General features: G+C 62.1%; 14 protein-coding genes. 6 read left to right on the top strand and 8 right to left on the bottom strand.

The annotated features are described in order from the left end of the window. The first annotated feature begins 67 nt into the window (after positions 1-67). Complete coding sequence (locus M2400_RS11625; RefSeq protein WP_029616066.1) at positions 68-709, top strand: pseudouridine synthase; 642 nt, start codon at positions 68-70, stop codon at positions 707-709. On the opposite strand, the gene M2400_RS11620 is transcribed toward M2400_RS11625, so the two are convergent. Beyond that, positions 704-913 carry a DUF2788 domain-containing protein gene (locus M2400_RS11620; RefSeq protein ID WP_026077819.1) on the bottom strand — a complete coding sequence of 70 codons (210 nt, stop codon included), beginning with the start codon at positions 911-913 and terminating at the stop codon, positions 704-706. The genes M2400_RS11625 and M2400_RS11620 overlap by 6 nt on opposite strands. A 187-nt stretch (positions 914-1,100) precedes the next feature. Further along, positions 1,101-1,580 carry an Lrp/AsnC family transcriptional regulator gene (locus M2400_RS11615; RefSeq protein ID WP_003194418.1) on the bottom strand — a complete coding sequence of 160 codons (480 nt, stop codon included), beginning with the start codon at positions 1,578-1,580 and terminating at the stop codon, positions 1,101-1,103. Between the two features lie 414 nt (positions 1,581-1,994). Between M2400_RS11615 and M2400_RS11610 the strand changes: the two genes are divergently transcribed. Further along, positions 1,995-3,107 (top strand): DUF6515 family protein, encoded by a 1,113-nt coding sequence (locus M2400_RS11610; protein WP_259196762.1) that lies wholly within the window; start codon positions 1,995-1,997, stop codon positions 3,105-3,107. Here M2400_RS11610 and M2400_RS11605 read toward each other — a convergent pair. Both M2400_RS11605 and M2400_RS11600 read right to left on the bottom strand, forming a co-directional pair. Beyond that, positions 3,104-3,997 carry a cation diffusion facilitator family transporter gene (locus M2400_RS11605; protein ID WP_177043322.1) on the bottom strand — a complete coding sequence of 298 codons (894 nt, stop codon included), beginning with the start codon at positions 3,995-3,997 and terminating at the stop codon, positions 3,104-3,106. The two genes, M2400_RS11610 and M2400_RS11605, sit on opposite strands and share 4 nt — an antisense overlap. A 15-nt stretch (positions 3,998-4,012) precedes the next feature. Continuing rightward, positions 4,013-4,432, bottom strand: coding sequence for a polyribonucleotide nucleotidyltransferase (locus M2400_RS11600; RefSeq protein ID WP_177043323.1), 420 nt, complete (start codon positions 4,430-4,432; stop codon positions 4,013-4,015). 250 nt (positions 4,433-4,682) lie between these two features. Here M2400_RS11600 and hrpB point away from each other — a divergent pair, with 250 nt between their 5' ends. Further along, entirely contained in the window at positions 4,683-7,190 is a 2,508-nt protein-coding gene (gene hrpB, locus M2400_RS11595; protein WP_259196764.1) for an ATP-dependent helicase HrpB, read from the top strand. Positions 7,191-7,328: 138 nt separating this feature from the next. Here hrpB and M2400_RS11590 read toward each other — a convergent pair whose 3' ends face one another. Both M2400_RS11590 and M2400_RS11585 read right to left on the bottom strand, forming a co-directional pair. After that, positions 7,329-8,417, bottom strand: coding sequence for an endonuclease/exonuclease/phosphatase family protein (locus M2400_RS11590; protein WP_259196766.1), 1,089 nt, complete (start codon positions 8,415-8,417; stop codon positions 7,329-7,331). Between the two features lie 41 nt (positions 8,418-8,458). Further along, complete coding sequence (locus M2400_RS11585) at positions 8,459-9,118, bottom strand: YciC family protein (protein ID WP_003215498.1); 660 nt, start codon at positions 9,116-9,118, stop codon at positions 8,459-8,461. Between the two features lie 179 nt (positions 9,119-9,297). Between M2400_RS11585 and M2400_RS11580 the strand changes: the two genes are divergently transcribed. The 3 genes from M2400_RS11580 (at position 9,298) to M2400_RS11570 (ending at position 11,310) form a co-directional block, all read left to right on the top strand. Further along, positions 9,298-10,068, top strand: a complete 771-nt coding sequence (locus M2400_RS11580; RefSeq protein ID WP_177043326.1) for a DUF2076 domain-containing protein — start codon at positions 9,298-9,300, stop codon at positions 10,066-10,068. Positions 10,069-10,197: 129 nt separating this feature from the next. Further along, positions 10,198-10,674 carry an NYN domain-containing protein gene (locus tag M2400_RS11575; protein WP_003215502.1) on the top strand — a complete coding sequence of 159 codons (477 nt, stop codon included), beginning with the start codon at positions 10,198-10,200 and terminating at the stop codon, positions 10,672-10,674. 24 nt (positions 10,675-10,698) lie between these two features. Next, the gene (locus M2400_RS11570; RefSeq protein WP_003215504.1) at positions 10,699-11,310 is read left to right on the top strand and encodes a PolC-type DNA polymerase III; all 612 of its coding nucleotides are present in this window, start codon (positions 10,699-10,701) and stop codon (positions 11,308-11,310) included. A gap of 177 nt (positions 11,311-11,487) precedes the next feature. On the opposite strand, the gene M2400_RS11565 is transcribed toward M2400_RS11570, so the two are convergent. Together M2400_RS11565 and M2400_RS11560 are read right to left on the bottom strand one after the other, a co-directional pair. Next, the gene (locus M2400_RS11565) at positions 11,488-11,781 is read right to left on the bottom strand and encodes a DUF6124 family protein (protein ID WP_259196773.1); all 294 of its coding nucleotides are present in this window, start codon (positions 11,779-11,781) and stop codon (positions 11,488-11,490) included. Positions 11,782-12,295: 514 nt separating this feature from the next. Beyond that, positions 12,296-12,757 (bottom strand): Lrp/AsnC family transcriptional regulator, encoded by a 462-nt coding sequence (locus M2400_RS11560; RefSeq protein ID WP_177043328.1) that lies wholly within the window; start codon positions 12,755-12,757, stop codon positions 12,296-12,298. Positions 12,758-12,860: the final 103 nt, after the last annotated feature.

The raw sequence follows: 12,860 nt of genomic DNA, 5'->3' as shown, positions 1-12,860 counted from the left end.
TTGGGATGGTTATTTAACGGTCAGGCCACTAGCATTGTCGGTCCTGACCGTTAGATGTTCCTTTGCCATGTCTCGTCCTGCCCGTCCCGTTTCCCGCCGCCCTGGTGTGAAAAGTCCGCAAACCTCGTCAGCCCCGCGTCGTGTCGCCAAGGCGCCACCGGCCGAGCCCAAATTGATCCTGTTCAATAAACCCTTCGATGTACTGACCCAGTTCAGCGACGAAGGCGGGCGCGCGACCCTCAAGGATTTCATCGACATCCCCGGCATCTACCCGGCCGGGCGCCTGGACCGTGACAGTGAAGGCCTGCTGCTGCTGACCAACGACGGCCAGTTGCAGGCGCGCATCGCCGATCCCAAGCACAAGCTGGCGAAAACTTATTGGGTGCAGGTGGAAGGCGAGCCGACCGAGGAACAGCTGCAACGCCTGCGCGACGGTGTGGAACTCAACGACGGCATGACCCTGCCCGCTGAAGCCCGGCAACTGGACGAGCCGCAACTGTGGCCGCGCAACCCGCCGGTGCGGTTTCGCAAAAGCGTACCGACCCATTGGCTGGAGTTGGTGATTCGTGAGGGGCGTAATCGTCAGGTACGACGCATGACGGCGGCGGTGGGTTTGCCGACGTTGCGGCTGGTGCGGGTGCGGATTGGCGACTGGTCGATCGACGGCCTGGACCAGGGCCAGTGGAAGGAAGTGCCGGCGCGCTTATAAGGCTCCGGACTCGATCAGGCCGATCACCACGCTCTTGATGATGAACGCGGCAACGCCCAGGCCCAGCACGAAGAACAGAATCATCGAGCCAAAGCGCCCGGCCTTGGATTTCTTCGCCAGGTCCCAGACGATAAAGCCCATGAAAATGATCAGGATGCTGACCAGGCCGGTCATCATCCATTCTTCAAACACGGCGGGGTCAATCGAGTTCATCGGGTCGTTTCCGGCGGGGGCAGGGTGCCGATTATACGCCAGGGCAGTCGGCGCGACATTGACCTGCGTCGGTCCGTGGGAGCTGGCTTGCCTGCAATTGCATCACCTCGGTGTCTCTGAAAGACCGAGTCGTTTGCATCGCAGGCAAGCCAGCTCCCACATTTGTTCCGCGCTGGCCTTAAGTGCGCAGGTGGGTCAGCGGCAATTCGGTGCTGTTGAGCACCTGGTTCAGCACAAAGCTCGAACGCACGCTGGTGACACCTTCGATGCGGGTCAGGTGGCCCAGCAGCAGTTTCTGATAGTGATCCATGTCCGGCACCACCACCTTCAGTTGATAGTCGGCGTCCATTCCGGTCACCAGGCTGCACTCCAGCACTTGCGGCAAGGTGCGGATGGCCGCCTCGAAATTCTCGAAACGCTCCGGAGTGTGTCGGTCCATGCCGATCAGCACGTAGGCCGTCAGGCTCAGGCCGAGCATCTTGCGGTCGAGCAGTGCGACCTGGCGGGCGATGTAGCCGTCGTCCTCCAATTGCTTGACCCGGCGTGAGCACGGCGAAGGCGACAGGCCGATGCGCTCGGCCAACTCCTGGTTGGAGATCCTCGCGTCGCGCTGCAATTCCGCCAAAATACTCAGGTCGTATCGGTCAAGTTTGCTCATGGGGCTGGCCTTTGTCGTAACTATTGCGGCGAATTATCTATCCAGGGTTAAAAATTGCGCAAGCACTGTTTATTGACGCAATCTTCGCAATCATCTGCCCGAGGCCCAGGCGTAGAGTTATCAACAGAATCACTGCCCGGACATACAGTCCACTGCAGCCCGCCAATAAGGCCGGCTGCGGCCGCCAACCCCACAGGGTTGCCCCGGCCCCCGGGCTGCACACTGTCCACAAGACGGCGTGAGGTGAGCCAACGTCAAAAGCGTTGAGCCAGGACGAAGTTCTCAAGGGGCGACCGACGGGTCGCCCCTTTTTATTGCCTGCGAAAATACTTCTCGTGACTGATAACCTGTCGCAGAACCGGGCCCCGGTTTTCCAGTCTTACGTGTAGGCCCTAATCCGCAGTGAGGAATAGCATGAAGCGCATCTGGCGTTTGGCAGGTGTTGGTTTGCTGATGGTAACCGTTGGTGCGCAAGTGATGGCCGACGAACAGCCACGCTCTGAAGGCGGTGGCCAGCATGAGGAAGGGCGCCCGGGCAACCAGCCGCGGCCGCAGAATAACCAGCCTCGACCGCAAAACAATCAACCGCGTCCTGAAGCTCCTCGCCCGGAGAACAATCAGCCGCGTCCGCAGAATCAGCATTTCGAAAATAATCAGCCACGGCCGCAGAATCAGAATGTCGAGCGCCCGAATGGTGGGGGCCAGTGGCAAGGTCGTCCGCAAGGCAACCAGCCGCCACAGCAACAGCCGCATCCGGCGAATAACCTGCCGATCCAGGGTCGCCCGGACACCGTGCGCCAGACCCAGGAACCGCGTCCCGGCAACTACCAGGACATTCCCCGTCGCAACAACGATGGCAACCAGCATTGGCAAGCCGGCAACGGCGGCCAGGGTGCTCCGGGCCGTCCCGGTTTCAGCGGTGGCAACGGCGGTGGCAACAACCATCCCAATGATCACCGCTGGCCAGGCCGCCCCGACGGGCACGGCAATGGTTGGGGCCCTGGCCCGCAATACCGCCCGGGCTACATGGTCGACCGCTTCCCCGATCGCAACTACCGTGTGCCGTATCGCGGCCAGGACTACTTCTTCTCGGGTGGCTACTGGTACCGCCCACAAGGCCCGCGCTACGTCGTCGTAACGCCGCCTTACGGGATTCGTGTGCAATACCTTCCGGATTACGCGCGGGAAGTGTGGGTGGGCAGTGCGCTGTTCTTCCTCGCCGCCGGTGCCTATTACACCTACGAAGAAAGCAGCCAGCAGTACGTAGTGGTGCAGCCGCCACCAGCCGCGCCAGCGCCGCAACCCGTGCCCCAGGGCAATGGTTATGACGTGGTGGCGTACCCGGCCAATGGTCAGTCACCGGCGCAAGTCCAGCAGGACGGCTATGACTGCTATCGCTGGGCGGTGCAGCAAAGTGGTTTTGACCCAAGGACCGTCACCTACGCACCCGACCCGGCGGTGGTGCAAACCTACCGCCAGGCCCAGGGCAACTGCCTGACCAGTCGCGGGTATCAGGTGCAGTACTAGGCCTTCGCGCCCGTGACCACTTCCTGCGGGTCGGCGTGCACCAGCACTTCGGCTCGCGGGTAGGCTTTGTGGATGGCATCGGCGGCCTGGTCGCTGATGCCATGGGCCACTGACAGGCTCAATTCCCCCGGTAATTCCAGGTGCAACTGCACAAACCAGTGGCTGCCGGAAATCCGCGTGCGCAAGTCATGGGCGCCCAATACCCCGGGCACACTGCACGCCAGTTCCAGCATGTGCTGGCTGACATCCGGCGGCAGTTCCTCGTCCATCAGCACCGAGAAGCTCTCCCGGGCGATCTGGATTGCGCTCCACAAGATGTAGGCCGCGATGCCCAGGCCAAACCAGGCGTCCACCTGATGAAAACCGAATGCCGCCAGCACCAGCGCCAGCAGGATGCTGCCGTTGAGCATCATGTCTGAGCGGTAGTGCAGCGAGTCGGCGCGGATGGCGTTGGAGCCGGTTTCGCGGATTACCCGGTGTTGCAGGATGAGCAGCGCCGCCGTCAACGCCAGGGACAGGATGATCACGCCGATACTCAGCCACGGTGCGCCCACAGGTTCCGGATGCTGCAAGCGCTGGAACGCCTGGAACGCGATCAACACTGCACTGCCGGCGATAAACAGTGCCTGGGCCATGCCCGACAGGGATTCCGCCTTGCCGTGGCCATAACGGTGATCGTCATCGGCCGGGCGCAATGCGTAGTGCACCGCCAGCAAGTTAAGCAACGAGGTGACGCCGTCGAGCAGCGAGTCGGTCAACCCGGCGAGCATGCTCACCGAGCCACTGAGCCACCAGGCGATGGCCTTGGTCACAATCAGCACACAGGCCACGCCGACGGAAGCGCGGGTGGCCAGGCGCAACAGCCGGGCGTGTTCGGGACTGGTGGTCATGGGGCGGGTCAGTCCTTAAGCGGCGGGTTGCAGGCCCAGGGTGGCGAGCTGTTGCACGCTGCCCTTGAACTGAATCATGCGCGGGTCGTCCAGCGGCAGGTTACGCCCGGTTTCTTTCTGGATGATGGTTTGCAGCTTGGCGTTGTCGACCTTGCCGTCGGCGCCGATGGCTTGCTGGAGTTTTTCCGGAGCGACCTGTGCGGTCTTGCCAGGCTCGAAGTAAATCGCGCCGGTGGCGAAGTCGACACCGAAGGCAATCAGGCCCGGGATTACATAGAACAGCAGGCCGACTGCATCGAGCACGGCAATCGCCGGGTCGATCTTGCCGTCGATCTGGCCACGGCGGTCGGGGTAGAAAATCGAGCCGCAGGCCGTCAACTGGCTCAGCAGGGTGACGGCCAGAACACCGCCGATGATACGGGAAGCAACACGCATGGGACTCTCCTTGAACATAATGAAAGTGACTATAAGCCAGTCTACAAGGCGACGATGATCAAATGTGGGAGCTGGCTTGCCTGCGATGGCGGTGGTTCAGTGTCTGGTGTATTGGCTGACACACCGCTATCGCAGGCAAGCCAGCTCCCACCTTTGACCGCATTCCCATCAGGACGGGGCAGTGTCGTTGAGACCACCACCGACACCCGGCAGTTCGCCGTTATACTCGCCGCTCTGCTTTGGAGCCAGTATGAATTCGTTGCCAATCGATGATGTTTTACCCGCCCTGCGTGACGCCTTGGCGATGCGCCATGAAGCCGTGCTCGAAGCACCGCCCGGCGCCGGTAAAACCACGCGGGTGCCGCTGGCGCTGTTGAATGAACCCTGGCTGGCCGGGCAGACCATCCTGATGCTCGAACCCCGGCGCCTGGCCGCCCGTGCTGCCGCCGAGCGCCTGGCCAGCGAGCTGGGGGAAAAGGTCGGTGAAACCGTCGGCTACCGCATCCGGCTGGACAGTAAAGTCGGCCCCAACACCCGTATCGAAGTGGTCACCGAAGGCATCCTCACCCGTCGCCTGCAGGATGACCCGGCGCTGGACGGCGTGGGTTTGCTGATCTTCGACGAATTCCACGAGCGCAGCCTGGACGCCGACCTGGCGCTGGCCCTGAGCCTGAATGGCCGGGACCTGTTTCGCGACGAGCAGCCGCTGAAGATTTTGCTGATGTCTGCCACCCTGGAAGGCGAACGCCTGGCCGGGTTGCTGGACGATGCGCCGATCCTGCGCAGTGAAGGGCGCATGTACCCGGTGCAGATGCGCTGGGGCCGGCCGTTCCAGCCTGGGGAGTTTATCGAGCCACGGCTGGTGCAGACCATCCTTGAAGCCCTGCACGATGAGACCGGCAGTGTGTTGGTTTTCCTGCCGGGCCAGGCGGAGATTCGTCGGGTCCATCAGCAGTTGGCTGACGCACTCGGTGGTAACACCGATGTGTTGCTGTGCCCGTTGCATGGCGAGCTGGACCTGGCCGCCCAACGCGCCGCCATCGACCCGGCGCCCGCCGGCAAGCGCAAGGTGGTGCTGGCTACCAACATTGCCGAGACCAGCCTGACTATCAACGGCGTGCGCGTGGTGATCGATGCCGGGCTGGCGCGGGTCCCGCGTTTCGACCCGGGCAGCGGCATGACCCGCCTCGACACCCAGCGCATCTCCCGCGCCAGCGCCACCCAGCGCGCAGGCCGGGCAGGACGCCTGGAGCCGGGGGTGTGTTACCGGTTGTGGTCCGAGGACCAGCATGAAGGGCTGGCGGCGTATTCCAGTGCGGAAATTCTCTCGGCGGATCTTTCCGGTTTGGCTCTGCAATTGGGCCGCTGGGGCGTGGCGCCCACGCAGTTGGTGTGGCTCGACGTACCGCCCACCGCTGCTTATGCACAAGCGCAGGATTTGCTTGAGCGCCTCGGCGCGTTAAGCGATGCCAAGCTGACCGCCCATGGCCAGAAAATGGCCGGGTTACCGGCGCATCCACGTATCGCTCACCTGTTGTTGCGCGGCCAGGATCTGGGTCTGGCAAACATGGCCTGTGAGGTGGCAGCACTGTTGGGGGAGCGCGATATTCTGCGTGGTGCCGGCGCGGACTTGCACAGCCGTCTGGCCTTGCTGTCCGGCGAAGAAAAGGCCCGTGGCACTCAAGGTGGCGTGCAGCGCGCCCGGCAACTGGCCCGGCAATACCGTGGCTATTTAAGAGGCAAGGCCGAGCAGCCAGTGGCTGATCCCGATCACCCGCGCTGGCTTGGTGCCTTGCTGGCGCTGGCCTATCCCGATCGAGTAGCGCAACAACGCCGTGCGGGCGGCGCCGAATACCGCCTGGCCAACGGCCGCGCCGCGCTGTTCGCCGAAGCCGACAGCCTGATGAAACAGCCCTGGCTGGTGATCGCCGACTTGGGCAGCCGCCAGGGCCAGCGCGAAGAACGGATTTACCTCGCGGCAGATTTTGACCCGGCGCTGTTCGACTGGGTGCTGGCCGAGCAGGTGCGCAATGTCGACCAACTCGATTGGGACGAGCGCGAAGGCGTGCTGCGCGCCGAACGCCAGCGCAAGGTCGGCGAACTGGTGCTCAGCCGCGAGCCGCTGACGGGTCTCGACGAGTCCGCCCGCAGCCAGGCGCTGGTCAACCTGGTAAGGCGCAAAGGCCTGGAGCTATTGCCCTGGACCCCGGAGCTGCGCCAATGGCAGGCGCGTGTGAAGCTGCTGCGTGATCTGGATACCGGCAAGGCCAGTGAATGGCCGGACGTCAGCGACAGCGCCTTGCTCGCCAGCCTGGAACACTGGTTGATGCCGTACCTGGGCAAGGTGTCGCGCCTGAGCCATTTCGCCAACCTGGATATTGCAAGCTTCCTGCATAACCTGCTGCCGTGGCCGTTGCCCCAGCGTCTGGACGAGTTGGCGCCGCACCATCTGAAGGTGCCCTCGGGTTCGTCGGTGCGTCTGGACTACAGCGAGCAGCCGCCGATTCTGGCGGTGCGCTTGCAGGAATTGTTCGGGTTGGCGGACACGCCGCGCATTGCCGGCGGGCGGCAGGTGGTCAAGCTGCATCTGCTGTCACCGGCCAGGCGCCCGGTGCAGGTAACCCAGGATCTGGCCAACTTCTGGCGCAGTACGTACGCCGAGGTGAAGAAGGATTTGAAGGGGCGGTATCCCAAACATTACTGGCCGGATGATCCCTTGATTGCTGAACCGACTGCCCGGATCAAACCGAGAAAGTAAGCGCGCCGAAGATCAAATGTGGGAGCTGGCTTGCCTGCGATGGCATCACCTCGGTTTGTCTGATAGACCGAGGTGCCTGCATCGCGGGCAAGCCCGGCTCCCACACAAGCCAGCTCCCACACTGTTTTGCAGTTTGGCTTACTGCGCGGCAGGCAACAGGAACCGCGCAATCACTGGCAAGTGCGTGGAGATGCGCACCGTATCGCTTTGCCGCACCTTGGCCTCAACCTTCTTGATCCGCGAACTGTGGAACAGATAGTCCAGCGTACGATCCGGCCCTTCCACCGTCGGGTCATTCGGGAAATACGTCAGCCACTGGTCCCGGTCAATCCCGCTGGATTGGCTGTTGCTCGGGATCATCGGGTACTTTTCCCACAGCAGGTGCAGTTCACTGTCCGGTGAATATTGCCCGCGCTTGCCGGCGTCCAGGCGCAGGAACTGCCCCAGCGGCAACAGATTGAAATCCCCGCCCATCAGCCATGGCGTGCCGCGGCTTTCGAACTTATCCACCAGCTTGACCGTCGCCTGCACCTGTTCCTGCACCGCGTTGTGCCCGGGGGCCGTGCCGTCCAGGCGGGTATTGAGCACGGCCAACTGGCCGCCATCGCTCAACGGCAGGTAGGTCAGCAATAACGCCGGTTTGGGCTGGAATTGACGGCTGATCAGGTTGGCCCGTGCCACCGGCAATTGCAGGCGCTCGGCGTGTTCGATCTGGTAGCGGCTCATGGTCACCAGCTTGCGGCCGACGCTGCCGAAAATGTGCAGGTCGGGCACGAAGTCGGCTTTCCAGTCGAACGCCTGGGCGCTGCACGGGTAGAGGTCGGCCAGGCGCTCCTGGAGCAAGGCCAGTTGGTCCTGGTAGCTGGACGGCTTGGCGCCTTCGTCCACTTCTTGCAGCAACAGGATGTCGGGCTGCTCGTCGCGGATCACCCGTGCCACTTCGTCGAGGCTGGCGGCCATGTCTTCAACGGTAGGGCGGTCGTCCGGGCCGCTGCCGTCCGGGGTGTCGTACCAGAACACGTAGTTCTTGCCCGCCAGGTACTGCACGTTCCAGGTCATCACCTTGAGCGCCTGGCCCGGCAACAGGGTCGGCGCGCGGGGCGCGACGCAGCGGATGGGCAGGGTTTCCTTGTCGGCAGGGCGCCAGGTCAGGCTGTAGATCAAGCCGGTCAGCAGGGCCGCGAGGATCAGCAGGCCCAGCAAGGTAATGCGCAGTAATCGGGTCATCGGCTCGGCTTATGGCGTTGCAGGACAAGGCCCGGAGCATATCACCGCGCGTCGGCGTCGCCACCAATCAACATGAACAGGCGGAACAACACCACGCTGGTGAACAGTTGCAGGAAGCTTTGTGCGCTGTCGATCAGCAGCCCCAGCAGCGGGTTCGGGTCCGGGTAAACCGCCACGCTGGCGCCCTTGAGCAGCCATAGCGGGGTCATCACACACAGCAGGCACACCAGGATGCGCCAGAAATGCCCACGGGTCAGGCGCAGGCTTTCCTTCATGGCCGACAGCGCCGACATGCCGCGCAGCACCAGCAGGTATTCGGCGAAGGCCAGCACCACCATCAGCCACAGGCCCGGCAGGAAATACAGCGACAAGCCCAGCAGAATCAGCAGCGTACTGATCGCCGTCAGCAAGGCAAAGCGTGGCCACAGGGTCAGGGCCATCGCCAGCACATCCAGGGTGCGCGGCGATTCGCCCCGGGTGCGGGCGTCGAGGAACAGGATCAGTGCGCCGGTGTACAGCGGATACACCAGCAACCCGATGACCACGCTGTAGCCGGGAAACGCATCAGGGCCGAGAGTGTGATCGAGCACCTGTTGCAGCAGGGCTTCGAGGATGACCAATGGCAGGCACAACTGCACGATGGCGCCCAGGTTGCGCTTGAAAAAGAAGAAGGAGTCGCGCAGTACGTCTAACGGATTCATCAGGGTCTTCACAGGCCAAAAAGCAAGGGCGTTACTTTAACCGATCATGACCAGATGCAAGCAAACGTAAACCTTGCGTAAAGACCATTGAAACAATCAGTAACAGCCCCATAACTAGGCTGTACCTTGCACATCGTGCGCAAGGCAAAGATTTCTACCGGCAATCTAACGAGGTCGCCATGAACAGCGAAGAGCAAACCCTGATCGATGGACTGTTTTCACGGTTGCAGCAAGCCGAAACGGACTCAGCCCCCCGCGACGCCCAGGCCGAAGCGCGGATCAAGGAACACGTCACTCGCCAACCGGCCGCTGCGTACTACATGACCCAGTCGATCCTGGTGCAAGAACATGCGATCAAGAGCCTTGATGCGCAGAACAAGCAGCAGGCCCAACAGATCCAGGAATTGCAGGACCAACTGCAACAGGCCAGGTCTCAGGCGGCGCAGCCTGCACCGAGCAGCGGCGGTTTCCTGTCGAGCATCTTTGGCGGCGGCTCCCGCGACCCGCAGCCTGCCCAGAGCGCACCGGCGTCGTCGGGCGGTGGCTGGCGTGAGCCGGCGCGTCCGTCGTTTGGCGGGCAACCTGCACCGCAGCAGAACTACGGTGCCCCACAGCAGAATTACCAGCAGCCACAACAGGCCCCCGCAGCACCGATTGGCAGCGGCTTCCTCGGCGGCGCGCTGAAAACCGCAGCTGGTGTGGCCGGTGGTGTGATGCTGGCAGAGGGCATCAGCAGCTTGTTCAGCCACAACTCGCAACAACCTCAAGTGGTTGAAGAAATCATCCGCGAAGAGCCGGCGCCTGCCAGCGACAACGGCAACTGGGGCAACGACGACCAGAAATATGCCGGTAACGACAGCTGGGGTAGCGACAACTCCTCCGACAGCTTCGCCGACAACGACTATTCCGACGACTCCTCCTCCTTTGGCGACGACGATTCCTTCGTCTGACCCACACTCAACCGGGGCGCTTCGTCGCCCCGGGCTGATTTTTCTCGGAAACTTCCGTGTGGCTGGCATACTGGCAACCTTTCCGGGCCTTTGAGTCCGGGGTCCATGCGCGTGTCATGAGGATTTGCGGTGAAAAAGATAGCCGTGTTCGCCGATGTACAAAACCTCTACTACACCGTGCGCCAGGCGTACGGCTGTCACTTCAACTACGCCGCCCTGTGGGCTGACATCAGCCAGCGCGGGCAGATCGTCGAGGCATACGCCTATGCCATCGACCGTGGCGACAGCAAGCAGCAGCAGTTCCAGCAGATCCTGCGCAACCTGGGGTTTACCGTGAAGCTCAAGCCCTACATCCAGCGCAGCGACGGCTCGGCCAAGGGCGACTGGGACGTGGGCATCACCATCGACATCATGGACGCCGCCGCCCATGTCGACGAAGTGGTGCTGGCCTCCGGCGACGGTGATTTCGACATGCTGCTGGACCGCATCATCAGCAAGCACGGCGTCGAAGCCGTGGCCTACGGCGTGCCGGGGCTGACGGCCAACTCATTGATACGCGCCGCCAGCCGCTACGTGCCGATCGAAGGCGCGTTGCTGCTTAAATAGATTTTTGACGGAGTTGGAACAGGTTTGGAACGTATAGCGGTCATCGACTTTGAAACCACCGGCATCCAGCCGAGCAGCAGCTGCCGGGCCACGGAAATCGCCGTGGTCATCCTGGAGCAGGGCCAGATCGTGGACCGCTACCAGAGCCTGATGAATGCGGGCGTGCGCGTGCCGGGGTTTATCGAGCAACTGACCGGCATCAGCAACGCCATGCTGCGTACGGCACCGTCGGCGGAGCGGGTGATGAACGAGGTGAACGAGTTTGTCGGCACCACGCCTTTGTTGGCCCACAACGCCGCGTTTGATCAGAAGTTCTGGGATTTCGAGCTGGGGTTGATCCGGCGTACGCGTTTGCAGAAGTTTGCCTGTTCGTTGTTGCTGGCGCGGCGCTTGATGCCGGCGGCGCCGAATCACAAGCTGGGCACACTGACCTCATTTGCCCAACTGCCCCACACCGGCAAGGCTCACCGGGCGATGGCGGATGCGGAGATGGCGGCCAACCTCACCGCGCACCTGGCCGAGGAACTGCGCCGCACCCACGGGCTGCGGGAATTGTCCCACGAACTGCTGTGCAGCTTGCAGAAGGTTCCGGCGGCGAAGATCAATGATCACCTGAAGAAGCATCGCGGGTTCTGATTCCGGTACTGCTCCCAAGTGATGACGCGCTTCTGTGGCGAGGGAGCTTGCTCCCGCTGGGCTGCGCAGCAGCCCCAACACCTGCAGTCGGCGTTACATCAGATACACCGCTGTGCATGCTTTGGGAGCGCTTCGCACTCCAGCGGGAGCAAGCTCCCTCGCCACAGAAGTCGCAATTTATTGAGGCTGTAGGCAGTCCAGCGACCGGTCCACCACCACCTTCGCCATCTCCACCAAATGCATCACCGCCCGGTGCTGCCCGTTCATGGGCTCGCCGCATATCTGTGCGGTTGCCACGGCGCAATGCAGCAAATCGGCCGCCCGTGCCAGGGCGTCTTCGAAGCTCATGTTGTCGTTGAGCACGAACGGCGCGCCGTCCGGGGCGGAGGCTTTGAGGTAGTAATCGATGGCGCGGCGGGTGAGGGGGCTGTCGCTGCGAAACTCTGGTGGATCGGGGGTGACTTTGACCATGGTTTAGCTACTCCGTAAGGTAAGAAGCTGCACCTGTTCGCTTGCACGCGAATGAAGGTGGCAGCAGTACGCGGGTGTGCAAGACCGGGACGGAATAAGCCCGGCAGATCCGAAGATCTCCCGCGCACAGCTGCCATAAGGCATTTACGCATTTCCCGTTGGTCGGACTTGCACGTCCGGTCACCGATTGTTCGATGACCGAGCGAGACTAGCTACCTGGTCCGGCCGAAACAAGGCCGTGGGATTTTCTAGGAAAGGTCCTGCAAATGAAAGGGATCAGTCTTGCTGGCCCTTAAAAAGTAGGTGTATGAGGAAGGAAATGGAAAGTAACCTCACGCGAATTTAGATCAGCGAAAAAGTCATTCAACTTTTTGTTGATATCGTCGACTTGATTGTTCAGCATCAGTGAGTCGACTTACGCCATCGCAGGCAAGCCAGCTCCTACAGTTGGTCGCGTGTATTTCGGGCAACTCGGTCAACTGTGGGAGCCGGGCTTGCCCGCGATGGCGATAGATCACCCACCATTCTTCCCATTCCCCTCCAACTGCCCCAACGGCACCCGCCGCTCTATCGCGCTCGACAAGATGATCGAGGTCTTGCTGAACCCGAACTTCGCCACCCGATTGATCAAACTCTCCAGCTCCGGCATCGAGCCCACCGCCGCCTGCATGATCACGCACGGATCGCCGGTCACCCGATGGCATTCAGTCAGTTCAGGAATCTCCGACAGCGCGTCGTACACCTTCTGGCTCCCATGATTGGTCAGCCGCAACTCAATCACGCACTGAATCGGCAACCCCACCTTGGACAGGTCGACCTTGGCCTGATACCCGGTAATCACCCCGCTGGCTTCCAGCTTCGCCACTCGCTCGGCAACGGCGGGCGCCGAGAGGTTTACCGTGCGCGCCAATTGCGCGTAGGACGCGCGGCCGTCTTCCAGCAGGGCGCTGAGAAGCATGCGGTCGTATTTGTCCATGATAAGGCTCCGGGAATGCGTGGCTTTCGAAAGCACGGTTTATAGCCCCAACAACCATGTTTTGAAAAGTGTACTGGCGCTTTAAACAGGTTTTGTAACTTAT

The sequence above is a fragment of the Pseudomonas sp. BIGb0558 genome, assembly GCF_024807515.1.
Classification (GTDB): Bacteria; Pseudomonadota; Gammaproteobacteria; order Pseudomonadales; family Pseudomonadaceae; genus Aquipseudomonas; species Aquipseudomonas yamanorum_A.
Note: the sequence above shows the minus strand (reverse complement) of the source record. Positions and strands in the feature narration are given on the sequence as shown.

Coding starts and splice junctions, on each gene's coding strand:
- M2400_RS11625 (WP_029616066.1), top strand. CDS start 68: ATGTCTCGTCCTGCCCGTCCCGTTTCCCGCCGCCCTGGTGTGAAAAGT.
- M2400_RS11615 (WP_003194418.1), bottom strand. CDS start 1,580: ATGAGCAAACTTGACCGATACGACCTGAGTATTTTGGCGGAATTGCAG.
- M2400_RS11610 (WP_259196762.1), top strand. CDS start 1,995: ATGAAGCGCATCTGGCGTTTGGCAGGTGTTGGTTTGCTGATGGTAACC.
- M2400_RS11605 (WP_177043322.1), bottom strand. CDS start 3,997: ATGACCACCAGTCCCGAACACGCCCGGCTGTTGCGCCTGGCCACCCGC.
- M2400_RS11600 (WP_177043323.1), bottom strand. CDS start 4,432: ATGCGTGTTGCTTCCCGTATCATCGGCGGTGTTCTGGCCGTCACCCTG.
- hrpB (WP_259196764.1), top strand. CDS start 4,683: ATGAATTCGTTGCCAATCGATGATGTTTTACCCGCCCTGCGTGACGCC.
- M2400_RS11590 (WP_259196766.1), bottom strand. CDS start 8,417: ATGACCCGATTACTGCGCATTACCTTGCTGGGCCTGCTGATCCTCGCG.
- M2400_RS11585 (WP_003215498.1), bottom strand. CDS start 9,118: ATGAATCCGTTAGACGTACTGCGCGACTCCTTCTTCTTTTTCAAGCGC.
- M2400_RS11580 (WP_177043326.1), top strand. CDS start 9,298: ATGAACAGCGAAGAGCAAACCCTGATCGATGGACTGTTTTCACGGTTG.
- M2400_RS11565 (WP_259196773.1), bottom strand. CDS start 11,781: ATGGTCAAAGTCACCCCCGATCCACCAGAGTTTCGCAGCGACAGCCCC.
- M2400_RS11560 (WP_177043328.1), bottom strand. CDS start 12,757: ATGGACAAATACGACCGCATGCTTCTCAGCGCCCTGCTGGAAGACGGC.